Origin of the sequence: Micromonospora sp. GCM10011541 (assembly GCF_042650725.1) — a bacterium.
In the GTDB taxonomy this organism is placed as follows: Bacteria; Actinomycetota; Actinomycetes; order Mycobacteriales; family Micromonosporaceae; genus Micromonospora; species Micromonospora sicca.
The window spans coordinates 83,581-108,591 of sequence record NZ_JBHSBP010000035.1; the positions used below are offsets into that span (position 1 = coordinate 83,581).

Genomic DNA, 25,011 nt, shown 5'->3' on the forward strand with positions numbered 1-25,011 from the left:
GGGGAGCCGGGCCTTGGTTCGGGTGGCGGTGTCAGTCGGTGCAGGAGGGCTCGTCGAAGTGCAGCCTGGTGAGGAAGTCCTGCATCGCCGGGCTGTGCTGGCGGATGTCGTTGAATCCGCCGTACGCGGCGTTGCAGTGGGTGTACAGGTTGTACGCGCCGTTCCAGTCGAAGAGCCGGTCACCGTTGTTCGGGCCGTTCGCCGTGACGTCGCCCTGGAGCACGTCCCGGTCCCAGCCGCCGTAGATCCAGTCGGTGCCGTGGTGGTGCTGGTTGTCGGCCAGGACGTCGTTGTCCAGGTTCGTCATCTCGAACCAGCGGCACGGGTCGACGGTCCCCGCGGCGGTGGTCTGCGGCCAGGCCCCGGCGGCGCAGTCGTCCGGGTACGAGCCGCGCGGCCGGAAGTCCAGCAGGTCGGAGCCGAGCACCGCGTCCGCCGCCGGTCCGCTGGTCGTTCCGGCCCCGCCGAACAGGTGATCCACGTACTGGTCGCGGTCCACCCGGGCGGCGGCGCTGAAGACGCCGTCGACCTGGCACTGCGGCTCGGCCGCGTCGAGCACCGGGTCGCAGCCCTTGCCGCCCCACAGCACGTCGGCGCCCTCCGAGCCGAACAGTTCGTCGCCGCCGCTGTCGCCGTTGGCGACGTCGTCGCCGAAGCCGCCGTGGATGTTGTCCGCCCCGGCGCCGCCGCGGATGAAGTCACCCGCGCCGGCGGTCAGCCCGGCGTACGGCATGGGCGCCGAGGTGGGGTCGCCGATCCAGGCGTCGCCGTCGGTGTCGTGCAGCAGGTCCACCCGCCGGTCGTAGCCGCCGGCCCGGAACCCGGTGTACGTCTCCTGCGGCACCGACGACAGGGTGGCGGTGAAGCCCAGCGCCCCGGCCGGACGCACGAGGGGCGGCGGTCGACCGTCCAGGGTCGACCGCCGCCCCTCGCCTCCGTTCCGAAATCAGGCGGCGACGCGGACGAGCAGAGTGAACGCCCGCACCGGGTCCCCGCTGAGCTGCGCGTGCTCGGCGTCGGCGATCAGCGCCGCCCAGTCGGCCGGCGCCCGGCCCCCGACGACCGCGGCCTGGGCGGCGTCCCGGGCCACCGCGAGAATCGCGTCGGTCAGCGCCGCGTCGCCGGGCCCGGATCCCAGCGGCCGGCCGAGCAGCCGGAGCACCTCGGTGGCGTTGCGCAGCGAGCCGTCGGGGTTCCAGTTGCCGACGGCCAGCGCCGCGCGCAGGTCCGCCCGGTCGGCGGCGACGGCCGCCAGCAGCGTCCGGGTGGAGCCGGTACGCAGCCCCCAGCCGAACGGGTACAGCGGCCGGTAGTCCGCGTCGCCGACGTTGATCGGCACCTGCGCCGCGCTGCCGGGCCAGGTGACCGGCAGCCGGCCGGTGAAGGGACGCCGGCCGAAGAGCACGTCCGCCACGCCCGCGCCCTCGCTGCCCGGCAGCCAGGATGCCACCAGCGCGTCGATCTCGCCGAGCTGGTCGGTGAACAGCTGCGGCCGGCCGGAGACCACCAGGACGACACAGGTGGGGACCTCGGCGCAGACCTTGTCGACCACCGCCCGGTCGCCCGGCTGCAGGCTCAGCGACTTCTCCTCCTGCTGCGGCGTAGAACACCAGCCGCACTCCGGACCGCCGACGTCGCCGTACCCCTCGGCGTACGGCGTCTCACCGACCACGACGACGCCCACCTGGGCGCCGGCCGTGGGCGCCGAGGCGTCCGCGCTGTAGGTGACCTGCGCCTGCGGCGCGACCTCCCGGATGCCCTCGAGGATGGTGGTGCCGGGGATCGCGTCGCCGGACACCCCCTGCCAGGCGATCGTCCAGCCGCCCGCCTGGTTGCCGATGTCGTCGGCGTTGCGGCCGGCGACGTACACCCGGGCGTCCTTCCGCAGCGGCAGCGCGCCGCCGCTGTTCTTCAACAGCACCTGGGACTTCGCCACCGCCTCGCGGCCGATCGCCCGGTGCTGCGCGCCGCCCACCTGGTCGACGTTCCCGGCCGAGGCGTACGGGTGCTCGAAGAGGCCCAGCTCGAACTTCTTGACCAGGATCCGCCGCACGGCGTCGTCGATCCGCGCCTGGCTGACCCGCCCGGCGGTGACCTCCGCCAGCAGCAACTGCTCGAACTGCTCGGCGCTGTACGGCTCCATGAACATGTCGGTGCCCGCGTTGACCCCGACCCGGACCTTGTAGGCGGTCAGCCCGGTGTTGGCCGGCTCGGCCGGGTCCGGGATCTGGTGGATGCCCTCCCAGTCGGAGATGAGGAAGCCGCGGAAGCCCATCCGGCCCTTGAGCACGTCGGTGATCAGCTCACGGTTGGCGTGCATCTTGGTCGGGTTGCCCAGCCCGTCCTCGGTCCAGTCCACACTGGAGAACGAGGGCATCACGCTGCCGACGTGGTGGGAGCCCACCGCCGGGACGTACGGGGCGAGGTCCACCCGGGCGAAGTGGGCCCGGTCGGTGACCGTGACGCCCTGGTCGATCGGATACTTCTGCTCCCACCACGGCCGGCCCTCGTTGGCGGCGGCGGTGGCCTCGTCGTAGTCGGTGTCGCCGTCGCCGGCGTAGTGCTTGGCGGTGGCCAGCACCCGGTCGCCGTCGTCGAGCTGGCCGGGCCGGCGGCCCTGGAGCCCGTCGATGACGGTCTCCATCCGCACCACCAGCGCCGGGTCCTCGCCGAAGCTCTCGTAGCTGCGGCCCCACCGCTCGTCCCGGGAGACGCAGAGACACGGCGCGAAGTCCCACGGGATGCCGGTGGCGCGCACCTCCGTCGCGGTGGCGTGGCCGACCCGCTCCACCAGGGCCGGGTCGCGGGTGGCACCGAGGCCGACGTTGTGCGGGAAGATCGTGGCGCCGTACACGTTGCCGTGGCCGTGCACGGCGTCGATGCCGTAGATCATCGGGATCTGGAGCCGGGTGCTCAGCGCCTGGGCCTGGAAGCCGTTGACCATCTCCACCCAGGCGGCCGGCGTGTTGCTGGCGGGCGTCGAGCCGCCGCCGGAGAGGACCGAGCCGAGCTGCCAGCGGGCGACCGCCGTGGGGTCGTCGGCCACGGCGGCCCGTTCCGCCTGGGTCATCTGGCCGATCTTTTCCGGCAGCGTCATCCGGCCGAGCAGGTCGGCGACGCGCTGCTCCACCGGCAACCTGCGGTCGAGGTACGGCAAACCGTGCGCGTCGACCACAACGGTCGGCTGAGCCGCGACGGTGACCCCGGCGGAGGTGAGGGTGAGCGGGACGGCCTCGGCGGTCTCCGCCGACCGGTCCCGGTGCAGGGTGACGGTGAACCGGCGGATGGCGCCCGACGGGCTGCCGGCCGGGAAGGTGAGCACGCCGGACGCGGCGGCGTAGTCGACGCCGGGCGTCGCGGTGCCGGCGCCCGTGGCGTACCGGACGGTGGTCGCCGTGGCCAACGGCCGCCCGTCGGAGGTGGTCACGGCCACGTCCACCGGCACCCGGCTGCCCTCGCCCGCCTGGTAGACCGGCCGGTCGGTGCTGACGGTGACGGTCTGGGTGTCCGCGGCCGCCGCGGGCGGGCCCGGTAGCAGGGACACGGCCAGGGCGCCAGCCCCGACGAGTACGGCGTACCTGCGCGATCTCATGTCGTGCCTCCCCACGGGGGCCGGTCACCCGTACCCCGCCGGTCCGGGGCCGCCCTCGTCTCGGTAAGGAATCCTTCCGACTAGGATCGCGTTAGGTCAATGTTTCGCGCCGGTTCCGGAACCTCGACGTGACCGGCTGACCGCTTCCGGGTGCGGCTACAGTCGGCGAGCAGGGCCGAAACGGCCGGCAGCGGCGGGAGCCATTGGCCGACGCGGGCTCAGGTGGACAGGAATGACCGTAGGGCCCCGGCCGTTTCCTGTGGCCGTTCCTCGGCGAGGAAGTGCCCACAGTCGAGGGCCCGGCCGGTGAAGTGCGGTGCGCGCTCGCGCCAGATGCCGGTCACGTCGTAGGCGCCGCCGATCCCGGGCTTGCTCCACAGCGCCAGCGTCGGGCAGGCGAGCTTGCGGGAAGCGTCGGCGCGGTCGTGTGTGAGGTCGATCGTCGCGCCGGCCCGGTAGTCCTCGCAGCTGGCGTGGATGGTGGCTCGATCGAAGCAGCGCTCGTACTCGGCGACCGCCTGTTCGTCGAGTGCCCCCGGCGTTCCGCACCACTCGTTGAGTGTCCAGTGCAGGTACCCGGGTGGGTCCCCGGCGATGAGGCGTTCGGGCAGATCCTGAGGTTGAATCAGGAAGAAGTAGCGCCACACGGTGGTGGCCTGCTGTTGGTCGATCGTTTCGTAAATCGTCTTGGTTGGGACGATATCCAGGACCGCCAGGTGCGAGACCGCGTCCGGATGGTCGAGCGCGAGTCGTAGCGCCACGCGGGCGCCACGGTCGTGACCGGCGACGGCGAACCGCTCGAAGCCGAGGTAGCGCATCACCTCGACCTGGTCGAGGGCCATGGTGCGTTTGGAGTAGGCGCTGTGGTCGTCACCGCCTGGTGGCTTGTCACTGTCGCCGTAGCCGCGCAGGTCGGGGCAGATGACCGTGAAGCGCTTCGCGAGTGTTGGCGCGATCCGGTGCCACGTCACGTGCGTTTGCGGGTATCCATGCAACAGCAGCAGCGGCGGCCCGTCGCCGCCGTGGCAGACATTGATCGTCAATTCGCCGGCGGCGATCCGTTCGTTCGAGAAGCCTGGGAACATCTTCTCGTGTTACCACATGTGCCGCACGGCGTTCTCGTGCCCGGCTTTCTGTGCCGCTGTCGGTGCTGGTGGGAGCCTGCGCCAGAGGCCTCGTCACTGTATGGTCCGCCCACCCGACCGGCGCATGCCGGCTATCCGGTGCGGATCGATTCAGCCGGGCCGGCGGTCAGAACGGGGCGTCCACGGACAGCCGGCGCACCTGCGTCAGGTACGGGTCCAGCTCCCCCACCTCGAACCGGCAGGTCCCGATGACGTGCCAGAACTGACCGCCCGGGTCGCCGTCCAGCTTGTACCGCCCGTCGGGGCTGACCGCCGCCCAGCCGTCCGGCAGCCCGATCAGGGTGGCCCGCAGCTGGGCGTGCTCCGGGTCGGCCACGTCCCACAGCCGGACCGTGCCGTCGTCCCCGGCGCTGGCCAGCAGGCTGCTGTCGGGGCTGAACGCCACCGACCAGACCCGCCGGGTGTGCGCGGCCAGGGTGCCGTGCAGCCGACCCGTGACCGGGTCCCACAGCCGGATGGCCAGGTCGTCCCCCGCCGTGGCCAGCAGGTTGCCGTTCGGGCTGAACGCGCAGGACCAGAGCCGGCCGGCGTGCTCGGTGAGCATCGTGCGCCGCTCACCGGTGAGCGCGTCCCAGACCACCGCCGTGCCGTCGTTGCTGGCGCTGGCGAGCAACGTCCCGTCGGCGTTGAAGGCCACCGCGTACACCCGTTCGGTGTGCTGCTCCAGCGTGGCGCGGCAGGTCGCGGTGGCGGCGTCCCAGAGCCGGACCAGGTGGTCGTCGCAGCCGGTGGCGATGGTCTCGCCGTCCGGGCTGAACGCCACCGCCCGGACCCGGCCGCGGTGCGGGGTGAGGGTGGCGAAGTGCCGGCCGGTCCGCCGGTACCACAGCCGGACGGTGTCGTCGTCGTTCGCGGTGGCCAGCGCGTCGCCGTCCGGGCTGAACGCGGCCGCCCAGACGTGGTCGGTGTCCACGTTGAGCTCCCGTTCGTCCACGCCGGTGTCGGTGTTCCACAGGTGCACCCCGCCGTCCCCGCTCGGCGCGGCGAGCAGCGGCTCGCCCGGGCAGAAGACGGCCGAGAGCAGCCGGTCCGCCGGGCTGCTGAGCTGCCGGACCAACCGGCCGGTACGCGGCTCCCACAGCCGCACCACCCCGTCGTTGCCGCAGGTGGCCAGCACCTCGCCGTCGTCGGAGAAGGAGAGCGCGGTGACCCGCCGGCCGTGCCCGCGCAGGGTGTGCTGCAACTGGCCGGTGCGGACGTCCCAGAGCCGGGTGGTGCCGTCGTTGCTGCTGCTCGCCACCTGCTGCTGATCCGGCCGCCAGACCACCGGCCAGACCGAGCCGCGGTGCCGGGTCAGCTCGTGTCGCGGCTGGCCGTCGGCGGTGTCCCAGAGCTGGATGGCGCCGTCGCTGGCGGACGAGGCCAGCAGGGAGCCGTCGCCGTTGAACCGGACGCTGTAGATCGCGCCGCGCTGCCGGCCCAGCACCCGTACCGGGCGGCCGGTGTCCACCTCCCACAGCCGCAGCGCGCCGTGGGTGTCCCCGGTGGCCATCAGCCGGCCGTCGGGGTGCACGTCCAGGGCGTACACGTCGGCCTCGTGGCCGCGCGGCTGGCGCAGCAGCTCCCCGTCGACGGCCCGGCGCACCCACACCCGGCCGTGCTGCCCGACGGCGACCAGGGACCGACCGTCCGGGGTGTGCACCACCCGGTAGACCACCTCCGGCTCGCGGACCTGGAACGCCAGCGCCCCCGAGGCGACGTCCCAGCCGCGGATCACGCCGGCGCTGTCCACCACCACGATCCGCCGGCCGTCCGGGCTGAACGAGGTGCCCCAGATCGGTGCGGCGTGGCCGGGCCACTCGTGCCGCAGCTGGGCACTGCGGGTGTCGTAGAGCCGGACCACGCCGGCCGCGTCGCCGACCACCAACCGGCCCCGCGCCCCGTCGGTGAGCAGCGGCCAGACCCAGCCGGCGAAGACGTCCTCGATGACGTGCCGCACGTCGCCGTGGTCCGCGTCCCACAGCCGTACGGTCAGGTCGGCCGCACCGGTGACCAGCTGGTGCGAGGCGGCGTCGAAACGGACGGCGTAGACCCGCCCCCGGTGGCCCTGCAGGGTGCGCACCGGCAGGCCGGTGAGTGTGTCGCAGATCAGCACGCCCCCGTCGTCGCTGCCGACGGCGAGCACCGCCCCGTCCGGGCTGTATGCCACCGGCACCGGCAGCCGGCCCACCTCGAAGCCGTAGGAGACGCCCACCGCCGGCGGGGCCAGACCGGGCACCACCGGCCGGCCGGGCGCCACCACCGCGCCGCGCAGCTCCGGCGCGCGCAGCAGGGCCGCGTCGGCGGCCACGTCGATCAGCGCGGCCCGCCGCCAGCGGCTGCCGGTGACCCGGGCGCCCCGCAGGTCGGTGCGGAACAGCCGGGCCCCGGCCAGGTCGGCCTCGCGCAGGTCGGCGCGGACGAGCCGGGCCTGGTCCAGGCGCGCCCCGCGCAGCCGGGCGTGTTCCAGCCGGGCGTCGCTGAGGTTGGTCGCGACGAGTCGGGTGGCGGTCAGGTCGGCGGCGGTCAGGTCGGCCCGCGCCAGCTCCCGGTGGGACAGGTCCTCCCCGCGCAGCGAGGCGCCCCGCAGGTCGGCGCGGTCGGGCAGCCGCAGCCGGGCGCTGAGCCGCAGCGCGTTGGCCCGGACCGTCTCCCCGGCGTCCTCGTCGCCGAGCACCCTGGCCGTCCAGGCCGTGCACCGGCGCGGGTCGGCCAGGTCGCCGAGGAACTCCACGGTCAGCGCCGACAGCGGGCGCACCGCCAGCGCGGACGGGTCCTCCCCCCGGTTGAACTGCGCGGCGATCCCCTCGGCGACCAGCCATTCCAGCACCGAGGTGTGGATGAACCCGAACAGCCCGTCGTCGGTCCGCACCAGCAGGCTGCCGGCGCCCACCGCGTGCATCGCCTGCGGCCCGGACAGCCGCGACTCCGCCAGCCCGGTGAGCCGGCCGGCGGCATCGGCCAGCTCGGCCAGCCGCAGGTACGACTCGCCGCTCTCCCAGAGCTGGAACGCCAGCCGGCTCACCGCCGCCCACAGCTCGGGGCGGCGCAGCGTCACCGGCGCGCCCGGCACCCCCTGGGTACGCCGCTCCTCGAAGTCCAACCAGGACTCGAGGATCTCCCGGTAGAGCGCCGCGGCGCTGAACGTGCCGCCGGCCCCGGCCACCGCGGCCAGCCGGCCCTCGTCGAGGTTGGCGATGAACCCCAGCATCCGCGGGTTGCGGGACAGGCCGAGCAGGTCCTTCACCCCGGCCAGGAGGTCCATCCGGTCGCGGGCGGCCTGCTCGTCCCCGCCGTACCGGTTGCGCAGGAAGGCCTCGATCTGGCCGGGGGTGAAGTCCTCGATGGCCAGCACCCGGCGGTGCGGCAGCAGCCCGACCCGCTCGCCGAGCGCGGTCAGCACCTGCGAGTTGGTCTTGAAGTGCTGGGTCCGGCTGCTCACCACGATCTTGGCGTTGCCCTCGGCCGCCTGGAGCAGCGTCTCCAGGTGGTCCGCCGCCCGGTCGTACGTCACCCGGGCCACCAGCTCGTCGAACCCGTCGAAGAGCAGCACGATCCGGCCCTGCCGGAGCATGTAGCGGAACGCCTTGAGGTCGATCACCTGCTCGCCGTGGTTGGCCAGGTGCGCGGCGACCAGCCCGTCCACCGAGTGCGCCTTGTCCAGCGCGCGCAGCTCCACCAGGATCGGGATCAGGTCGGGCGCGGCGGTCGGCAGCCGGCGGGCCACCTCCCGCAGCGCGAACGTCTTGCCCCGCCCGAAGTCGCCGAGCACCAGCACGAACCGGCCGTCCGGGGCGGAGATCAGCTCCAGCAGCTCGTCCACCACGTCCTCGCGGACCCGCTGGTCGGCGCCGACCAGGTGCCGGTAGCGCTGCGGCACGTACTGCCCCGGCGGGTAGAGCCGGTCGGCCTGCAACCGGGCGGTCTGCGCCGCGACGTACTCGCGCAGGTCCAGCAGGCCCTGGAACTCGGTCAGGTGCAGCACGCGCACCCCGCGCCGCTGCGCCGCCTCGGCCAGCCCCCGGCCGATCCGGTCGCCGTCGTAGACCAGCTCGGACGCGATGTCCGGATCGGTGGCGTGCACCCGCCGGGCGAAGTCGTCGACGTCGGCGGCGCTCGGCGTGCCGACGTACGCGCCGACCCGCTGCTGCCGGACCACCCCGTCGGCGCGGTAGGTGACGAACAGGTGTGGCGGGTCGGCGGGCACCCGGCGGACCAGCACCCGGTCGTAGCGCGCCTCGCACACCTCGGCCAGCCGGTCCAGCAGCCGCTCGAGCGGCGCCGGCGCGACCACGGCCGGCGCGGCGGCCGGCACGCCGGGCGCCGCCGTGCCCTGGGTCGGCCCCTCCGCGGCGGTAGGCAGCCGCGGATCGGGCACCTGGGCCGGGCCGGCCGCCCCGAAGGTGGCCTCCGACCGGGGCCAGCGCATCGCCGTCGGCTCGCCCACGTCGTGCCGGTCGTCGCGGCCGAGCACCCAGCGGGTCATCCCGTCGGCGGCCAGCCGCAGCACCTGCGCCCGGCCGTCGCGGGACGCGGTGGACAGCGGCACCACCGGGTCGACCGGCGCGCGGGTCGGCGCGGCGTCGGAGAGCAGCAGGTTGAGCATCGGCCCGACCAGCCGGTTGAACGGCCCGCGGTCGCGCAGGGTCGTCCCGTCCGCGACGGCGACCTCGTCGGCGTACGGGGTGCGCGGGCCGGGTGCGTGCGCCATGGCGCCCAGCCGCAGCCAGCCGGACTGCTGGTAGTGCCGCAGGCGCTGGGCGAACCAGGTGGACTGGGCCTCGCCGAGGAAGCCGTACCGGTCCTCCTCGCGGTGGGTGACCGCGACGGTGGAGTTCAGCCCCGCCACCACGACCCGCAGGTCCGGCACCGCGAACAGCGTCCACGGCTGCTCGCTGTCGAAGATCCGGTCCTCCAGGCCCTGGTACAGCTCGTCGAAGAGCCGGGCGTAGTGCCGCCACTTCGGCCAGTACGGCGGCTGCGGGTCGACGTCGTCGGCCTCGCAGGTGGCGAAGTACGCGCGGCTGGCGGCCATGGTGACGTCCCGGGGGCCGGGCACCACGACGAGCCGGTGCGGCTCCAACCCGAGCAGCACCCGCAGCCCGGTGAGGAAGCTCAGCGCGTCGGAGAACTCGCGCGGGCTGCCCGACTCGGTCAGGTTGCCGGCCACCACCAGCAGGTCCGGCCGGGGGACGCCGTCGTTCATCAGCAGCGTCAGGTCGCCCATCAGGTGTTCCTGCAGCTCGCCCGGGGTGACCGGGGCGCCGGGGGAGATCATGCCCCGGCCGAAGCGCGGCCCGGCCACCTGGAACACGGTCACGGTGGACCGGGCGTCGGGCAGCGCCAGCGCCGCGGGCGGGAACGGCGGCGGGTTGATCGGCGTACGGCGGGAGCGGCGGGGCGCGGGCACGCCCGCGGCCGGCTCGGCGAGCACCCCGGCCGGCCCGGCGGGGTGGTGCGGGAAGGCCGGTTGCAGGACGGGCTTGGCCCGGCCGTCGAGCGCCTCCCGGATCCGGTCCAGCACCCGCCCCCGGGCCTGCGCCGCGTCGGTGACCCCGACCAGGTCGACGTAGGTGATGGTGGCCAGCAGGCCGTCGATCGGGCAGTCCTCCACCCGGACGGTGACCAGCTTGTTGCCGGTGCCGTCCGGGTCGGCGCGCAGCGCGGCCTGCCACTCCAGTTTCCCGTACGTCGAGTGCAGGTAGCGCTCGGAGAGGACGGCCACCACGACGGCGGCCTCGCGGACGCCCCGATCCATGAAGTCGATGAAGTTGGTGCCGGCGACGAAGTCCCACGCCTGGAGCAGGGTGCGGTACCCGGCGGACTCGAACTCCCACGCCAGCCAGGTCGCCCAGCGCTCGTCGGCGGGCGAGTAGCTGATGAAGAAGTCGATCGGGCGGTCGGACCGGGTGGGGTGCGCGCCTACAGCCACAGGATCATTATGGCCACCCATCGTCAATCCGTGGACACCCTCGGCAGCCGCGTCGGCCGCGCCCCGGCGGCCCGCCATATGCGAGGATCATGCTTCGTGGAGACTGTCGGCGAGCCGCCGTCCGCCGCGCCGGACCGATCCCGCTGGGGTCGGCTGCACGTCCTGGACTGGATCGCGATCGGGCTCGCCGTCGTCGGGGCGCTCTGCGTCCTCACTGGACTGTTGCCGCAGCGGGACGCCGAGGCCACCGTACGCCGGATCATCCCGATTTTGGTCTTTCTCGGCACCGTGGTGGTGCTGGCCGAGCTGACCGCGGTGGCCGGGGTGTTCGACGCCCTCGCCGCGCGGGTGGCGATCACCGCGCGGGGCAGTTACCGGATGCTGTTCTGGCTGTGTGTCGCCTTCGCGTCGGTCACCACCATCGCGCTCAACCTGGACACCACCGCGGTGCTGCTCACCCCGGTGATGATCGCGCTGGCCCGCAAGCTCGGCGTGCCGCCGACGCCGCTGGCGATGACCACGGTATGGCTGGCCAACACGGCGAGCCTGCTGCTGCCGGTGTCCAACCTGACCAACATCCTGGCCAGCGACCGGATCGGGCTGGAGCCGCTGCCCTGGGCGGCCCGGATGTGGTGGCCGCAGCTGGTCGCGATCGTCATCACCATGCTGCTGCTCTCGTGGTGGTACTGGCGGCCGGCCCGGGCCGGGGCCGACCCGTTCGTCCCGCCGCCGCCGCACGTGCCGCCCGACCCGGTGCTCTACCGCACCGCGCTACTTGCCTGCCTGCTCTTCGTCGCCGGCATCCTGGCCGGCGTCCAGATCGGACTCGCCTCCGGGGTGGCCGCCGCGATCCTGGTGGCCGGCTTCGCCGTCCGGGCCCGGCGCAGCCTCCGCCCGGCGCTGGTCCCGTGGCGGCTGCTGGTCTTCGTCACCGGGCTGTTCCTGGTGGTGCAGACCATCGGCCGGCACGGCCTCGACGAGGTGATGGGCGCGCTGATCGGCGGCGACCCGGGCGCCGAGGGGTCGCTGCGGGCCGGCGCGGTCGGCGCGCTCTTCGCCAACGTGGTCAACAACCTGCCCGCGTACGTGGCCGGTGAGGCGGTCATCGCCCCGGCCAACCACACCCAACTCCTGGCCCTGCTGATCGGCACCAACGTCGGCCCCCTCGCGACGCCGTGGGCCTCGCTGGCCACCCTGATCTGGTACGAGCGCTGCCGCGCCGCCGGGGTGGCGGTGCCGCTCGGCCGCTTCGTCGTCACCAGCGCGGTCCTCGCCGCGCTGGCCACCACCGCTACCGTCGCGGCGCTGCTGCTCACCCCGTAGTCCGCGGCCTGAGTCGCCGCCACACCACGGTCCCGCCGAGAAACCCCACCGGCACCAGGCTGAGGACCGCCAGCAGGACCGGCACGAATCCGGGTACGACGTAGGCACGCGTCTGGTGCGCCAGAGCGACCTGCCGACGCGCGGACCGCGGCACGTCCACCTCCCACTCAAAGTTCGCGTCCGGGTCCACCGTGAGGACCTGCCATCGCGGGCTGACCTGCACGCCGTGGACCGGTCCGGAAGCGACGCGGCCAACCCGGGTCCAGTGCCCCACGCACCGGCTGTGCTGCTGCTCCTGCCGGTCGTACGTGACGTGGCAGTGGTCCACCGTCGCCCGAGCCGAGTCGCCCGGCACCAGGCCCGCGAGGTAGCCCGCCGCAGCCACAACTGCCACGAGAGCACCCGCGACGACCGTCCACCCGCGTGACATCGCTCCCCCTCACGTACCGGCGGTGGTGCCCACCTGTCCCGGGGCGCGGGCGCCGGCGACGGCATCGCCGGGCGCTGACGGAACCACACCAACAGTAGGTGCCCGGCGGGCAGCTGTGGGGGCGGCTCGGCGCACGATCGCGGCCAGCTCCTCGACCTGCGCCGGATCGTCGACGTACCAATACAGCACCAGCACTCCGAGGATGCGCTGCTCCTGGCCATCGCTCGCTGCGCCCTCTCCCCGACCAGGTACGGCGACAGCATTGCCGGGTACGTTGCCCTGCTAGAGGGCGGCGATGGACGTGGGAGCCCGCTCTGCCCGGCTGAGGGCACGCAGCACGTCGGTCGCGCCGTGGCGGCGCAACGCGATGCGCGAGAGCAGATCGACGACCGTCTCGGCCGGGAAGTCGGGGGTCGCCACCCCGACGCTGTAGGCGATCCCCCGGGGTATCTCCCGACGCCGGCTATTCCTCGGGGGTCTCCCAGACCGTCACGTCGGCCAAGTACGTGCCGCTCGCCCTGTCGAACCTCTTGATGACGAGGTAGGCGACCCGGTCAGCCGCAGTCTTGACGCAGAAGCGGCTGTCGTCGGCGACCGGGATGGTTTCCGTCCCTTGTGTGGAAATCAAATCGGCGCACTGCTGCCGGGTGGGGGGCGGAGCGTCTTTCCAGGCGGCGATGCTGGGCTTCGTCGTGAAGAAACCGCCACTGAGCCCGTAGAGCACCTTCCTCGAGGTGCCGTAATTGACCCAGGCGCTCGCCTCGTTGTTGCTGCTCAGCACTTCAACAGGGACCGAGTCGAGGTTGACGTAGGTCAACCGCACCCCCCGGTCCGCCGATCGAACCTTGTCTGCCGGCGGGAAAGCTGTCCCGCCCGGAGGGGAGGGAGGGGGGCTCTCGCTCAAGGTCCCCACTCCGGGCATGGTCGGTACACCTCTCGCCGGGTTCGGCGTGTCCGCCCTGGACGCCGGGGCGCCATCCGAGGAGGAGAGGAGGGTGAACACGCCGGGGACGACGGCGGCCACGACAGCGGCGACACCGGCGATGACGGACGACAGCACCGCCGCCCGGATCGCCGTGCGGTGTTCGCGTCGCTCCGACGCAGACGGCGCTGGCGGGACGGGCGTCGCCCCTCCCGGGACTTCTCCCATGGACCCTCCAATATGGTGCGAGCGGCGGGAGCCAGTGTATCGACCACCTGCCCCTCAACCCCTGGTTGAGGAGGTACCCGAAGAACGCGGCCGCCTACGGCGGATAGGTGGCATCGTCAGAAAACCTCCCAGACGTCCACCTGATCATTTACTCCCCGACGGAAGATCGCTTCAGTCACCGCAAGGATTGAGCCAGTGACCCGGAGTGCCGAGCGGCTCGTCAGACCTGCACCCATCTTGCGCCGAATAGGAGCGTCCTCAAACGTTGAAGCGGAACTGAGACTGGCGGCCTCCGGGCCTGCGGCAACACCCACCTGAGCAGCCGCCAGGCCCCTTCTCAGCGCACGTCGCTGCCGAGACGTTGACGACGTTTCACGCTGCCGTGTGCCCCCTGGGTGCCCCAGGCCCCTCGCCCCCGATGAATACACCAGCCCGTCTACGACGCCCGGCGGTCGGGATGGCCATGTGGCAGTTCGCAGGCGGCCACCGCTGGTCAGGGTGCGATGCGGAGCTTGCGGATCCGGGTGTCGTCGTAGTCGTCGAAGTGGAACCTGAGCCCGGCGAACGGGCTGCCCGGGAAGTCGCCGCTGATCGTGGCGGTCACGACGGTGCCGGTGGGGGTGTCCTCGACATCGGTGATCTCGTACGACACCAGCGGCACGTCGCTGCGCCAGCGGCGGATGGCGTCGATGGCGCAGTACTCGGTCGACTCGTCCTCGACCACGGCGTCGTCGGTGAACAGGGCGAAGAAGTCCTCCTTGTCCGCCTGGCTGGCGAGCTGGAAGTAGCGGCGGATGATGGCCGGCGCCGTGTTTGTGGTGGTCATGGTCGGGGTCCTTTCCGGATGGGAGGGTCGGTGTCGGATCAGACCGTCGGGATGGTGCCGCCGTCGATGACGTGTTCCGCGCCGACGATCGCGGAGGCGCGGTCGGAGACCAGGAAGGCCACCAGGTCGGCCACCTCGGCCGGTTGCGCCGGGCGGCCCAGCGGAATCCCGCCCAGGGAGGCCATCAGCTGCCCGAGGGCGCCGTCCCGGTCGATGCCCTGCCCGGCGGCGATGCGGTCGATCAGCGCTTCCGCGGCGGTGGTCTGGATGAAGCCGGGCGCCACGCTGTTGACCCGGACGCCCTGCGGCGCGACCTCGTTGGCCAGGCCCTTGCTGTACGCGGTCAGCGCCGCCTTCGCGGCCGCATACCCCAGGGTCGCCTCGTACATCGGCTTGAGGCGTTGGATCGAAGACACGTGCACGATTGCACCCGATCGCCTTTCGATCATGGACGGGAGGAGTCGTCGCCCGCCTTCACCCACGGCCCCGAAATCACGAACCGCGCCCGCGAACAGGTCCGGACCTTCCTGTCCCGTCTGCGCTGACCCGCCCCCCCCACGCAGCCGCGCCGCGCTCGTCCTGTCAACGCCCTCATCTTTGAGGCCGGCGTCCGCAAACGGGGGCATGCACCAAGTCGAGGTCCTCTAGGCTTGGCCGGAGCCGATCCAGATGCGACCGATGAGTTGATCGGGCCTGCGTTGTCTTGGTAGTCGACGGCAACGTTCAGCCACTGAGTTGGAGAAGCATCACGAGGAAGATCACCGCGGGACTGTTCATCTCGCTCGACGGCATCGTGGAGGCGCCCGACCAGTGGCATTTCCCGTACTTCAACGAGGAGATGGGCGCTGCCGTGGACGCCACCCTCGGCGCGGCCGACACCATGTTGTTCGATCGCAAGACCTACGACAGCTTCGCCGGGGCCTGGCCCGACCGGGAAGCCGCCGGTGGCGAGGACGCCGCCTTCGCGAAGAAGCTCGGCGACGCCCGCAAGATCGTCGCGTCGAACCGGCCGCTCGAGTTCACCTGGCGAAACTCCGAACAGCTCCAGGGCGACCTCGTCGAGGCCGTCACCGCGTTGAAGAACCAATCCGCTACCGGCACCATCGGCATGAGTGGGTCGGTCTCCGTCGTCCGCCAGTTGCTGACCGTTCACCATGCAGTGGATCTGACCGCAAAGTTCGAGAAGTGGCCAGGCAATCTCATCTCCACACTTGGCGGACCACCCGCGCCACTGCCGCAGCAAAGGTCGCTGTTGGACAGGCTTCGTCGCCGTTGACAGATGGTGGCGCGCCAGTCCGATCCGCAGCACAGCGACCAGGAACGCCTTCTCCTGCTCCTGCCCGCGATGGCCGACGCCAACGCTTCATCAGACGCCGCTGAAGTCGTCGCGGCCGCCGTTACCGCCATCGGTGGGAGCGACCTTCAGGACCAGGTGGCGGTCGAGCTGCTGAGCGCCAACGGTCGGTACTGGGGCGTCTGCGCTTGGACCGACTCGCAAGGGTTCCGGACATGCCTCGGGCCGCACAGCAACCGCCATACGGGCGGCGGTCTATCAGTACCCGAGCACCGCCCGGTCGCCGACTCCTTCCACCGTCGCTAGCCACCAGGCTCGGCTTCGGTGGCCGTGACCCCCGTCGGGGGGAGCCGGGTACGGCTTACCAACGGGTGCGGCCGAGTGCTAGCAAGCGTCGACCCGTGCAGCTCATCGGCCGTCCGTTGTCCTCCGATCCCAGGCGCTAACAGGGCTTTCGCTGCTTCCTCGCTGCATCGCTCGGAGGCTGGCGCCTCGCTTACAAGAACCATCCGCCACGCCTGAGGCCGTCTGACGAGCGCCGTTCGCTCTGGTCGTCGTCTCGTCGCATTCCGGCTCGCGCTCCGTCGTGCGTGGCGGTTGCTGTCACCGATGCTGTCAGTCGTGGTGGGCCGGTGCCGGCCGGAGGTCGCCAGAAGGCCGAATGAACGACAGTGACGGCAATGGATGCCTCGTCGGGCATCCACCGTTCGGGCGAGCGAAAGAGAGCCGAACGGCCTGTCGTCCGGCTGGTAGCAAGGCCGCGTCTTGGAGGGCGCACAGGACATGCACGACGCCCGGCCGGCGACCTACCCTCCTTTTCCTCAGAACGGGGCTTGTCATGAACGCGCTTTCCTCGCGGAGCATCGCGCCGGACTTTCCTAGCCACCGCCGCCTTCGCGGCCGGCTCCGCAGCCCTGCTGCCCGCCGCCTGCGGCACTGGCCAGGCCGTCGCCGGAAGCCAACCGCCGTCCTCGGTACCGGCGGTCTCATCGCCGCCGCCCCTGGCGGCCGCATCGCCGTCGCCTGCGGTGCCGGTTGCGGGTTCGATCGCGGGGTTGCCGGGTTGGTTGTACTACGCCGATTCTGATCGGCTGCTTCGGTTGACCAGGTCTGGCGTGGAGACGGTATCGAGTGCGGGTGCGTACGGGGCGAACGTGTCCCCGGATGGCGTCAGCATCGCCTTCGTTGACCAGAGCGGCAATGTGGTGGTCGCCGACCGCGACGGGCAGCACCGCCGCACGGTGCTACGCGGCAGCATCGACGTCGGGTACGAACCGGCCTGGTCGCCCGACTCCCAGCGCCTGCTCGTCGCGAAGGGCGTCGCTGGCGGCAACGTCGCCATGGGGATTGTCACCATCGCGTCGGGCAACTTCACCCCGTTGGCGCACCAGCCCCAGGATGCGATCCATCTCCTGTGGTCCGCCGATGGAGAACACCTCGGATACGCCACGGGTACCTGCAAGATCGCCACGGCTGACGCCGATGGCGGCAACGCCCGCACCGTGCCGGTCTTCGGCGACCCGAACAGTGCCGCGAACCCGCAACGGCGGCGTAGCTGTGACCCTTACAGCATCTCCCCGGACGGCAGCCTGATCGCGGTCAACCAGCGCACCGGTGACCAGCCCGACGGCGACATCGGCCGGGACCTGTTCGCCAACACCATCATCGACACCCGCACCGGCCACAACGCCACCCTGCCCGTCACCGGTTCGATCACCGCCATCCTCTTCCAACCCAACGGCGACATCCTCGTCCGGACCAAGAACGGCACCAACCAACTCACCCTGCTCAACCCCGACCGCACCATCAAGGCCCAGGTCACCGAACCCGCCACCGTCAAGAACTCCCGCCTCCTCGGCTACACCCCCAACTGAATGCTCATTCCCGACCGGAGCCCCGCCCGAGGACGGGACGCCCGCCGAACGGCCTGCGGCCACTGCACGATCGAGTAAGAGGCGTCAAGGAGTCCTTAACACTCCGGTCGGGTGAGTCGCCCCTGGCACCAGAGCACGCCGTGCGTCGCGTGCCCTGAGCCTGCGCCGACGGCGGCCCTCAGACCGGGGTGGCGCCCTCACCGGTGCCAGACGCCTGGGCGAGGCGCCAGGCCGGCGCGTCAGATTGCAACCGGGTGGCGGGGTTCGTAGAGACCGAGTTCGCCGCCGCCGGGCAGCCGCAGCGCGGTGCGCAGCCCCCACCGCTCCTCGGTGACCGGGATCGTGAACTCGACGCCCTTCGCGGCCAGGTCGGCCATGGTCGCCGCGACGTCGTCGCACATGAGGAAGAGTTCGTGGGCCGGCTCGCCCTCGGTCGGGTGCATGGCGAGCTCGGCCGGCGGGAGCTTGAAGATGAGCCAGCCATGGCCGGCGTCGACGTGGTGGTAGCCGAGCGTGTCCCGGAAGAAGGCGCGGTCCGCCTCTGGGTCGCGGCTGTAGATGATCACATGAGCACCATTGATCATTCACCGACCATAATGCTGAGGTCCGACGTGGCAACGCCAATCTCGCCAGAAAATGCCGCCGCCGTTCGCGCCGCCCCATCTGTCGGTACCGGGGGCCAGGTGCCCGATGATCTCTTCGCGGCGTTTGTCGCAGCTCAGCGGCGGTGAAGAGTGGGCCGCCAGGGACTCGAACCCTGAACCCCCTTGCGGAGCCCGACGTCGATAATGGGCGTTGCTGTCCTTCTCTGCTGTGCTGCTGGCATCGGCCGAGGCTCGCTCCCGTCAGCAGCTCGGGATCGCTGGCCTGACGGGCCGTGCCTGCCCCTCACGATTGCGGCACGGGCCAGTCGGTAGCGGATTGTGGGCGGTAGGGCCGATGCCATGAGCTAAGTGACCGCGCGAAGGATGCGGTCGGGTTGGCGGCGCAGCCGCTCCATGGCCCGCGCCGTCGTGTCGTCGGCGGGCAGGAGAACGACCAACTCCTGCGCGTCGGTTCTCGGCAACTCGAGCTTCTCCCGCTGCCACCGAAGCTCGTGCGCGATGGGGTGGTTGAGCCGCAGCGGGACGTGCGGTGGGGGCAGGTGGCGGTTGAGTCGTCGGGTGAACTCCTTTCCGGCCAGGGGGGCGCGCTCGGCCCTGAACCATTCGGAGGTCTCCGCAGACGGCCCGAGCCACAGGTCGAAGGCTCGTTCGTCGGCCACCTGCTCCCAGTCTGGAAAGAACGTCCGGGCGCGCGGATCGGTGAACACGTAGCGCGTCAGGTTCGGCATCCCGCTCTCGAGCAGCCCGATCCCACGCATCAGCAGCTCGAACTCACTCGTGTATGCGAGCACGTCTCCCAGGCGGTTGGTGACGAATGCGATGCCGGGCTCAAGAAGTTGGAGGGTCGCCAACACGGTCGGCCGGACATGGCGGTTGGGTGGCACCGGCCGCCCGCGCCCTGCGCACGCTCCGCCGGTGATTTTGGCGAGGTGGCGCAGGTGATTGCGCTCGGCGGCATCGAGGCTCAAGGCGTCCGCAAGTGCATTGACCACCGCAGGGGACGGGTTGCGGTCACGTCCTTGCTCGATGCGGGTGAGGTATTCGACGCTGATCCCAGCACGCGTGGCGAGGTCTGAGCGCCGTAGTCCAAGGGACCGGCGGCGGCCACGATCAGGCAGCCCGAACGAGTCTGGCTGGATGCTGTCGCGCTTGGCACGGATGAAGTCGCCCAGCGGCGTGCTCATGTTCCGAGTCTACGGCGATCTCCCCAGCGCCTCGAGCCCCGCAGGGTGGCCCCACGGGGGCCAGCCTACGTTCGGTCTGGTTGCCATCGTCCGAACGGTGGACCGTGGAGCGCATGAGTGAGAGAAGCACAAGTTGGTCATCATCGTCGGGAGCGTCCGAGAGGGCCGGTTCGCGCCTGTCGTCGCCTCCTGGGTCGCCGACCAAGCGCGCGAGCACGGCGGGTTCGACATCGACGTCGTCGATCTCGCCGACGCCGAGATCCCGCTGTCGTTGCCGGCAGTTTCACCGAAGTTCGTCGCTTTCGTCAGCTACGGCGGCCCAGCTGGCGGCCGCCACGCTGTCCTCCACCTGGAGAACGTGCTCACCGAACTGCACGCCGTGACAATCCGCGATGGTCTGGCCTTCCCGAACTACTTCACAGCGTGGGAAGACGGTCGGCCGCTGGACCCCGAGGCGCCCGGATATGCCAAAACCCTGCTGGACCAGCTCGCTTGGTGGGCCGCCGCCCTGTCTGCGGCACGCAACTCGGTCCCGTACCCGGCATGAAGGGATCACTCAAGGAGTAGGCCGGACTGGGAACCTCAGGGCTGAGAGTGAGCGGCATCGCGCTCGGCGGGCTTCGGTGAACATCACATCGTCGTGCAAACCGGACGGGTCGCGCCACTCTGCTGGTCGGGTGCTTCGCCATCTGGTGGCGGTCTACCCGCCACCAGATGCAAAGACGGCCCCTGAGCAGCAGGAATTGCGGTCAGGGGCCGTTCTTTCAGTCCCGCTGAATCCGACTGTTGCCCACCGTCGCTGAGAGCCGGGGGCGTATCGGGGGGAGTTGCCCGCGGCCGGGCGAGCCGAGGTTGGTGAGTTCCGTCGCCGATGAGATCTGCGGCATCGTCCTCCGTGACTACCCGCGCTCGACAATCGCGGTATCGCCATCGTTCGGGCTGAGCCAGGTGCGGATGCCAGCGAGGGCGGTAGGGCCGTAGTCCTCATCGACACTGCGGGCGAGGTCCGCGATGGATATCGCTTGCAGGGCGGCGCGCCAGGCGGCGTCGGCGCCGGCCATAGCGCGGGCAATCGGGCACGGCCGGGTGCAGGCCTCCTGTGGTGCCGCCAGGGGGCCGCGCTGGCGGATCTCGGTGCACACGAACGCGGGCTGAGCGCCGTCGACGGCTGCGACGACGTCGAGGATGGTGATCAGTTCGGGTGCCCTGGTCAGGACATATCCGCCCGCCTTGCCCTGGACGGAGGTCACGAGGCCGGCGCGGGAGAGTGCCTGCAGCTGTTTGGCCAGGTAGCTGCCGGAGACGTCATGCAGTTCCGCGAGCCGGGCGGCCGGCACGGGCTCCGTCGCCGTGGTCAGCACCACGCAGCAGTGCAGTGCCCACTCGACCCCACCTGACAGCTTCATCCGACCCCCCGATTGACTCGGACAAAGACTATCCGACTATTGTCTCGGACAGAAAGTATCCGAGTTGGGGGTTACGCCCCGACGAAACCGGCGTGCCTTGTGGCACGCCGTGGAGGGGTGAGAGCCATGAAGCTCACAGTCATCGGCGGTACCGGACTTATCGGCTCGCAGGTGGTCCAAAAGCTGACCGCGGCCGGACACCAGGCCGTTCCCGCGGCGCTGTCGACCGGCGTCGACCTGATCACGGGAGAGGGCCTGGACCAGGCGCTGGAGGGCGCGGAGGTCGTGGTCAACGTCGCGAACTCGCCGACCTTCGACGAGGCCTCCCTGGGCTTCTTCCGTACCTCCATGACCAACCTGCTGGCCGCCGGGGAGCGTGCCGGCGTCCGTCACCAGGTGATCCTCTCGATCGTCGGTGTGGACCAGGTGCCCCAGCTCGACTACTACCGCGCCAAGACCCTGCAGGAAGAACTGCTCCGGCAGGGGCCCACGCCGTACTCCATCGTGCGTGCCACCCAGTTCTTCGAATTCATGAACGCGGTCTTGTCCTGGACCTCCGACGACACCACCGTTCGCCTGCCCGCTACCCGTATTCAGCCGATGGCCGCTGCGGACGTCGTCGACGCGGTCGTTGACGTCTCCACCGGCACGCCGCTGCAAGGCATTCGGAACGTCGCCGGCCCGGACGTCTTCGCCCTCGACGACCTCGGCAGGGTCACCCTGGCCGCACAGCAGGACAATCGGACCGTCGTCACCGACGACGGGGCCGGCATGTTCGCGGTCGTCGCCGGCGACGTGCTCATCGCGGGCCCGGACGCACACCTGGCACCCACGCACTACCAGGACTGGATCCAAGCGGCCCGCTAACCCGGGCACTCGGCCCTTCAGCGGATGAAGTCGATCGGACGGCGGCCGGAACGCCGAGTTGCTGCGACCGGCCCTGGCCGAGGCCCTGTCGTGCGTCGGACGCCCATGCGGGGTGCGTGCAGCGAACGAGTCGGTCGACTACCAGGCATGATCGCGACGGTCACTTGCTCGGTCCGCCTGATCCCCCAGCATCCATCCTCCCGGCGCACAGCACGGCGATGACCGGTCCGTGCTGTGCGCCATGGTCAAGCCGCTCATGGCCGCGGGCCGTCGGTTTCCGCAGTCGCGCTGAGGCGATCCCGGATCAGCGCGATCACGGTGTCGGCGGTCCGGTCGAGGTGACTACGGCCATCGGGTAGCCGGGCCTCCGGGCCGATGTAGCTACGCGGACCGACGTGGGTGGCCGGGTCGAGCCGGTGCACCGTGATCTTCCCGTCGCGGTCAGCCCGGTTCCATCCGCTCCAGCGGAACAGCCGCCACCGCTGCGGGAACATCCAGGTGCCTACTCGCTCAATCCGATCGCCGGCACTGGTGAGCCGGTCGAGGTGCTGGGCGTGGCTGATGTCGTTGGCGCCATTGTGGAATCCGCCGAGAGTGATCAGCCAGAGCGGGGAGCGCAGCTGGGACCACAGTTCGTCCACCGCGCCGGTGGCGACCTGGGCGCCGCCGCTGTAACTGAGCATTACCACGGGGACACCGCTGTCGCGCCGGTAACCGGCGAGCCGGAGCTGATAGGCGATCTGCGAGCCGACGGCGCGGTTGTACAGGGGACGGTACCGGCGGTCGGCGGCGACGAAGATCTGCATCACGTTGTGCAGGAACAGCACCAGCCCGATGTGGCGGCGCAGCCACGTCCATACCGGCCGGTCGGCGAGCGGATCGGCCAGCGGCGAGTAGGGCTGCACCTGACCCAGCACCCTGAGCTCCGGCGCTCCGGTGATCAGGGACTTGACCAGTCGGCCGCCGTCGCGGGTGTCGTGGAAGCGGCGTTTCCCGATGCCGTCCAGATAGACCAGGTAGGCGTCCGGAGGGCGGTCCGGGTCGGCGCCACGGGCGTAGGGCATGCCCGTGGGGAGTGCGGTGGTGGGAGTCCGCCAGCCTGCGGCATAGGCCAGCACCTCGTAGCGGGCGAGCAGAGCTTCGGCGAGCAGGACCGGTCCGATCCCGCCGATCAGCAGCAGGAGCGCAAACTCGATCATGTGAGTGGCTCCGGTGCTCTTGTGGTACTGAGCCTTACGACCAGGCGGCGGACGCCCTCGACGGCGAGGCCAAGCCCGATTCCCGTGATGGCTACGCAGCCGGCGGCATCCCACCAGCCGAGCCCGGCCACCGTGGCGAGCGCACCGGCGAGGCCGGCCCCCACTCCCACCATGAGCACCAGGTGCAGCAGCGGCCCGAGCAGCGGGAACGCGAGGACTGCGGCAAGCAGCAGCGGGGCGGCCAGGCCTGGTGTCCAAACCAGCGCGGCCTCGTCGGACGGTGAGGTGGGCAGCACCAGCTCGGCAAGGGTCCACGCGGACAGCGGCCAGAGCGCGAATACCGCGCCCTCGACCATGGCGCCGAGCAGCATCAACCCGACCACCCTGGGGTGCGACGCGCTGGACAGGCGTGCCACCACGGGCAGGAGACGCCCGGCGGCCTCGGACAGCCCGGCGAACAGCAGCAGGATGGCGACGACCGGGGACATCCGTCAGGCCTGCGGTGGCAGATCGGCAGAGCCCGGCTGAGTGACCGGGCCGGTCTGCTGCAGATAGCGCTCGAGTTCGTCGGCGGCGCGCGGATAGCCGCCTGCCTGACGCTGGGCGACCTGCAGGGTGCTCGCGGCGGCCCGGAATCGGGGCTCGTCGAGCAGGCGCTGGGCGAGGGCGCGCACGACCTCCACGTTGACGTCCTCGGTGCGGATCGAGAGGCCGGCACCGAGCTCGACGACGTGGGAAGCCACCAACGGCTGGTCAGCGCCCTGCGGGACCACCAGCATCGGGACACCGGCGTACAGTGCCTCGTTGACGCTGTTCACCCCGCCGTGGGTGACAAACAGCGCTGCGCGGGCCAGCACCTCCGGCTGCGGTACGGAGCGGTGGGCGATCACGTTGGGCGGCAGCGGACCGAGCGCGGCGGGGTCGGTGTGTCCGGTGGAGACGATCACGGTGCCACCCAGCGGGGCGAGCGCGCCGGCGAAGCTGCGCAGCAGCCCCGGGCCGACGTCGAACAACGTGCCCATTGAGGCGTACAGCACCGGGTCCCGCAGCCGATCGACCGGGAACGACGAGTCGGCTGGGCGGGCACCGACGCTCGGTCCGACGAACCGGTAGGACTGGTCGAAACTGTCAGCCTGGGGGTGAACCGCCCGCGAGGTGTAGACCAGGTTGAGCGGCTGACGGATGTTCGCCAGGTCGATCAGGGGCACCGCACGCGTGTCGTACCGGCGGCGCAGCTCCCAGCGCGACCTCAGGTATCGCCCGGCGTGGCGCGGCAGGGCCGCCGCCGCGGCGAGCAGCTCCCAGGAGCCGCGGGTGGGGCTGGGCAGGTGCCGGTTGAACGCGAACGTGGTGAACGACGACGCTGCCGGCACGTCGAGTTCCCGGGCGGCCACCGGCCCCCACGGGCAGAGGGAGTCGTGCACGATCAGATCGGGCCGGGTACCGCGCAGATCGGTGAGGACGGCGGGCAGCACGCGTACGGCGGTGCGCGCAAGCTGGTCCATCAGCGTGAGCGGCGTGCCGGCGAGCGGTTGGTCATCCCCGGAGTAGAGGAGCACTCGTGCGCCGGTGGCCGCGATCTCCTCGGCGTAGGCGGGCGTCGTGTGGTAGGTGACCGAGTGGCCACGACGAACAAGCTCGGCCGCGACCGGCAGCGTCGGGTTGATGTGCCCGTGCATGGCGATGTTGAGGAATGCGACTGCGCTCATCGGCCGACCGCGGACAGGAAACGAGTCAGTGCCCGGCAACATGTAGCGATCATGATCCGCCCTTCTCGCCCCGACGCAGAATCGCGTTCGCTTGCACCTAGTACGGCAGCCGCCCGTTCGGGATCTTGGTCGGGCCGATAAGCGCAGCGCAGCCACCGCATGGGCTGGCTGGTTGGACAACAGTCGCATGTTGCGGTGGCCGCTGGTCCCAGCGTAGACGTTGCCGGATGGCAGCAGGTCGGGGACCAGGCACTCATCTCGTTCGCGGGCAGGTTCGGGCGGGTCGAGCCGCGCCGCACCCCGACCGGGCTCGTGACCGGCCTGCTCGCCGAGCTTGAGGTCAAGGCGTGCTGGCAGCTCGCATAGGCCGGACATGCCGTCCGGACGCGATACAACGTCTGCCGTATCCGGCGGTTGGGACGCCGACGCGGTCCGCGACGACCTGCGAGCCCTGGTGGCCGAGCGGCTCGGCAACCCGCTTCCTGCTGGTTCTCTG

General features: G+C 71.4%; 23 protein-coding genes. 7 read left to right on the top strand and 16 right to left on the bottom strand.

Going from position 1 to position 25,011, the window contains the following annotated elements; all coding sequences use genetic code 11:
* Positions 1-31: 31 nt before the first annotated feature.
* The 4 genes from ACFOYX_RS14345 to ACFOYX_RS14360 all read right to left on the bottom strand — a co-directional run bounded on the left by ACFOYX_RS14345 (position 32) and on the right by ACFOYX_RS14360 (position 10,648).
* Positions 32-889, bottom strand: coding sequence for a hypothetical protein (locus ACFOYX_RS14345; RefSeq protein WP_322438875.1), 858 nt, complete (start codon positions 887-889; stop codon positions 32-34).
* Positions 890-946: 57 nt separating this feature from the next.
* Entirely contained in the window at positions 947-3,592 is a 2,646-nt protein-coding gene (locus ACFOYX_RS14350) for a glycoside hydrolase family 3 N-terminal domain-containing protein (protein ID WP_322438876.1), read from the bottom strand.
* Positions 3,593-3,810: 218 nt separating this feature from the next.
* Complete coding sequence (locus ACFOYX_RS14355) at positions 3,811-4,677, bottom strand: alpha/beta hydrolase (protein ID WP_322438877.1); 867 nt, start codon at positions 4,675-4,677, stop codon at positions 3,811-3,813.
* A 166-nt stretch (positions 4,678-4,843) separates the two neighbouring features.
* Entirely contained in the window at positions 4,844-10,648 is a 5,805-nt protein-coding gene (locus tag ACFOYX_RS14360) for a TIR domain-containing protein (RefSeq protein WP_322438878.1), read from the bottom strand.
* A 96-nt stretch (positions 10,649-10,744) separates the two neighbouring features.
* Between ACFOYX_RS14360 and ACFOYX_RS14365 the strand changes: the two genes are divergently transcribed.
* Positions 10,745-11,971 (top strand): SLC13 family permease, encoded by a 1,227-nt coding sequence (locus ACFOYX_RS14365; RefSeq protein ID WP_322438879.1) that lies wholly within the window; start codon positions 10,745-10,747, stop codon positions 11,969-11,971.
* On the opposite strand, the gene ACFOYX_RS14370 is transcribed toward ACFOYX_RS14365, so the two are convergent.
* From ACFOYX_RS14370 to ACFOYX_RS14395, 6 genes are all read right to left on the bottom strand, one after another.
* Positions 11,961-12,365 (bottom strand): hypothetical protein, encoded by a 405-nt coding sequence (locus tag ACFOYX_RS14370; protein ID WP_322438880.1) that lies wholly within the window; start codon positions 12,363-12,365, stop codon positions 11,961-11,963. The genes ACFOYX_RS14365 and ACFOYX_RS14370 overlap by 11 nt on opposite strands.
* A 45-nt stretch (positions 12,366-12,410) precedes the next feature.
* Positions 12,411-12,596 carry a hypothetical protein gene (locus tag ACFOYX_RS14375; RefSeq protein ID WP_377534016.1) on the bottom strand — a complete coding sequence of 62 codons (186 nt, stop codon included), beginning with the start codon at positions 12,594-12,596 and terminating at the stop codon, positions 12,411-12,413.
* Positions 12,597-12,683: 87 nt separating this feature from the next.
* Positions 12,684-12,821, bottom strand: a complete 138-nt coding sequence (locus tag ACFOYX_RS14380) for a hypothetical protein (RefSeq protein ID WP_322438882.1) — start codon at positions 12,819-12,821, stop codon at positions 12,684-12,686.
* Between the two features lie 43 nt (positions 12,822-12,864).
* Entirely contained in the window at positions 12,865-13,218 is a 354-nt protein-coding gene (locus ACFOYX_RS14385; RefSeq protein WP_322438883.1) for a hypothetical protein, read from the bottom strand.
* A gap of 826 nt (positions 13,219-14,044) precedes the next feature.
* Positions 14,045-14,377: a nuclear transport factor 2 family protein gene (locus ACFOYX_RS14390; protein ID WP_322438884.1), complete on the bottom strand. Its 333-nt coding sequence runs from the start codon at positions 14,375-14,377 to the stop codon at positions 14,045-14,047.
* A gap of 38 nt (positions 14,378-14,415) precedes the next feature.
* Complete coding sequence (locus tag ACFOYX_RS14395) at positions 14,416-15,003, bottom strand: SDR family oxidoreductase (RefSeq protein ID WP_322438885.1); 588 nt, start codon at positions 15,001-15,003, stop codon at positions 14,416-14,418.
* Between the two features lie 77 nt (positions 15,004-15,080).
* On the opposite strand from ACFOYX_RS14395, the gene ACFOYX_RS14400 reads away from it, so the two are divergent.
* The 3 genes from ACFOYX_RS14400 (at position 15,081) to ACFOYX_RS14410 (ending at position 17,545) form a co-directional block, all read left to right on the top strand.
* The gene (locus tag ACFOYX_RS14400; RefSeq protein ID WP_322438886.1) at positions 15,081-15,653 is read left to right on the top strand and encodes a hypothetical protein; all 573 of its coding nucleotides are present in this window, start codon (positions 15,081-15,083) and stop codon (positions 15,651-15,653) included.
* A 3-nt stretch (positions 15,654-15,656) separates the two neighbouring features.
* The gene (locus ACFOYX_RS14405; RefSeq protein ID WP_322438887.1) at positions 15,657-15,977 is read left to right on the top strand and encodes a hypothetical protein; all 321 of its coding nucleotides are present in this window, start codon (positions 15,657-15,659) and stop codon (positions 15,975-15,977) included.
* A gap of 848 nt (positions 15,978-16,825) precedes the next feature.
* Positions 16,826-17,545 (top strand): hypothetical protein, encoded by a 720-nt coding sequence (locus ACFOYX_RS14410; protein WP_322438888.1) that lies wholly within the window; start codon positions 16,826-16,828, stop codon positions 17,543-17,545.
* A 239-nt stretch (positions 17,546-17,784) separates the two neighbouring features.
* On the opposite strand, the gene ACFOYX_RS14415 is transcribed toward ACFOYX_RS14410, so the two are convergent.
* Together ACFOYX_RS14415 and ACFOYX_RS14420 are read right to left on the bottom strand one after the other, a co-directional pair.
* Entirely contained in the window at positions 17,785-18,129 is a 345-nt protein-coding gene (locus ACFOYX_RS14415; RefSeq protein ID WP_109801669.1) for a VOC family protein, read from the bottom strand.
* A 365-nt stretch (positions 18,130-18,494) separates the two neighbouring features.
* Positions 18,495-19,334: a helix-turn-helix transcriptional regulator gene (locus tag ACFOYX_RS14420; protein ID WP_322438889.1), complete on the bottom strand. Its 840-nt coding sequence runs from the start codon at positions 19,332-19,334 to the stop codon at positions 18,495-18,497.
* Positions 19,335-19,467: 133 nt separating this feature from the next.
* Here ACFOYX_RS14420 and ACFOYX_RS14425 point away from each other — a divergent pair, with 133 nt between their 5' ends.
* Entirely contained in the window at positions 19,468-19,881 is a 414-nt protein-coding gene (locus ACFOYX_RS14425; RefSeq protein ID WP_322438890.1) for an NAD(P)H-dependent oxidoreductase, read from the top strand.
* 352 nt (positions 19,882-20,233) lie between these two features.
* On the opposite strand, the gene ACFOYX_RS14430 is transcribed toward ACFOYX_RS14425, so the two are convergent.
* Positions 20,234-20,740, bottom strand: a complete 507-nt coding sequence (locus ACFOYX_RS14430) for an Rrf2 family transcriptional regulator (protein WP_109801667.1) — start codon at positions 20,738-20,740, stop codon at positions 20,234-20,236.
* 126 nt (positions 20,741-20,866) lie between these two features.
* Here ACFOYX_RS14430 and ACFOYX_RS14435 point away from each other — a divergent pair, with 126 nt between their 5' ends.
* Entirely contained in the window at positions 20,867-21,607 is a 741-nt protein-coding gene (locus ACFOYX_RS14435; RefSeq protein WP_322438891.1) for an NAD(P)H-binding protein, read from the top strand.
* A gap of 254 nt (positions 21,608-21,861) precedes the next feature.
* Here the strand turns inward: ACFOYX_RS14435 and ACFOYX_RS14440 are convergent, their stop codons facing one another.
* Genes ACFOYX_RS14440 through ACFOYX_RS14450 form a run of 3 tightly spaced genes read right to left on the bottom strand, consistent with a single transcriptional unit; the run spans position 21,862 to position 24,515 of the window.
* The gene (locus ACFOYX_RS14440) at positions 21,862-22,806 is read right to left on the bottom strand and encodes a hypothetical protein (protein ID WP_322438892.1); all 945 of its coding nucleotides are present in this window, start codon (positions 22,804-22,806) and stop codon (positions 21,862-21,864) included.
* Entirely contained in the window at positions 22,803-23,294 is a 492-nt protein-coding gene (locus ACFOYX_RS14445; RefSeq protein WP_322438893.1) for a hypothetical protein, read from the bottom strand. The genes ACFOYX_RS14440 and ACFOYX_RS14445 overlap by 4 nt, the downstream gene beginning before the upstream one ends.
* Positions 23,295-23,297: 3 nt before the next feature.
* Positions 23,298-24,515, bottom strand: a complete 1,218-nt coding sequence (locus ACFOYX_RS14450) for a macrolide family glycosyltransferase (RefSeq protein ID WP_322438894.1) — start codon at positions 24,513-24,515, stop codon at positions 23,298-23,300.
* A gap of 195 nt (positions 24,516-24,710) precedes the next feature.
* Between ACFOYX_RS14450 and ACFOYX_RS14455 the strand changes: the two genes are divergently transcribed.
* Positions 24,711-24,881: a hypothetical protein gene (locus tag ACFOYX_RS14455; RefSeq protein ID WP_322438895.1), complete on the top strand. Its 171-nt coding sequence runs from the start codon at positions 24,711-24,713 to the stop codon at positions 24,879-24,881.
* Positions 24,882-25,011: the final 130 nt, after the last annotated feature.

Bases quoted from the DNA above. Each gene is read 5' to 3' on its own strand.
- ACFOYX_RS14405 (WP_322438887.1), top strand. From the start codon at position 15,657: ATGGTGGCGCGCCAGTCCGATCCGCAGCACAGCGACCAGGAACGCCTT.
- ACFOYX_RS14430 (WP_109801667.1), bottom strand. From the start codon at position 20,740: ATGAAGCTGTCAGGTGGGGTCGAGTGGGCACTGCACTGCTGCGTGGTG.
- ACFOYX_RS14350 (WP_322438876.1), bottom strand. From the start codon at position 3,592: ATGAGATCGCGCAGGTACGCCGTACTCGTCGGGGCTGGCGCCCTGGCC.
- ACFOYX_RS14435 (WP_322438891.1), top strand. From the start codon at position 20,867: ATGAAGCTCACAGTCATCGGCGGTACCGGACTTATCGGCTCGCAGGTG.
- ACFOYX_RS14445 (WP_322438893.1), bottom strand. From the start codon at position 23,294: ATGTCCCCGGTCGTCGCCATCCTGCTGCTGTTCGCCGGGCTGTCCGAG.
- ACFOYX_RS14355 (WP_322438877.1), bottom strand. From the start codon at position 4,677: ATGTTCCCAGGCTTCTCGAACGAACGGATCGCCGCCGGCGAATTGACG.
- ACFOYX_RS14415 (WP_109801669.1), bottom strand. From the start codon at position 18,129: ATGATCAATGGTGCTCATGTGATCATCTACAGCCGCGACCCAGAGGCG.
- ACFOYX_RS14390 (WP_322438884.1), bottom strand. From the start codon at position 14,377: ATGACCACCACAAACACGGCGCCGGCCATCATCCGCCGCTACTTCCAG.
- ACFOYX_RS14450 (WP_322438894.1), bottom strand. From the start codon at position 24,515: ATGAGCGCAGTCGCATTCCTCAACATCGCCATGCACGGGCACATCAAC.
- ACFOYX_RS14420 (WP_322438889.1), bottom strand. From the start codon at position 19,334: ATGAGCACGCCGCTGGGCGACTTCATCCGTGCCAAGCGCGACAGCATC.
- ACFOYX_RS14440 (WP_322438892.1), bottom strand. From the start codon at position 22,806: ATGATCGAGTTTGCGCTCCTGCTGCTGATCGGCGGGATCGGACCGGTC.
- ACFOYX_RS14395 (WP_322438885.1), bottom strand. From the start codon at position 15,003: ATGCCCCCGTTTGCGGACGCCGGCCTCAAAGATGAGGGCGTTGACAGG.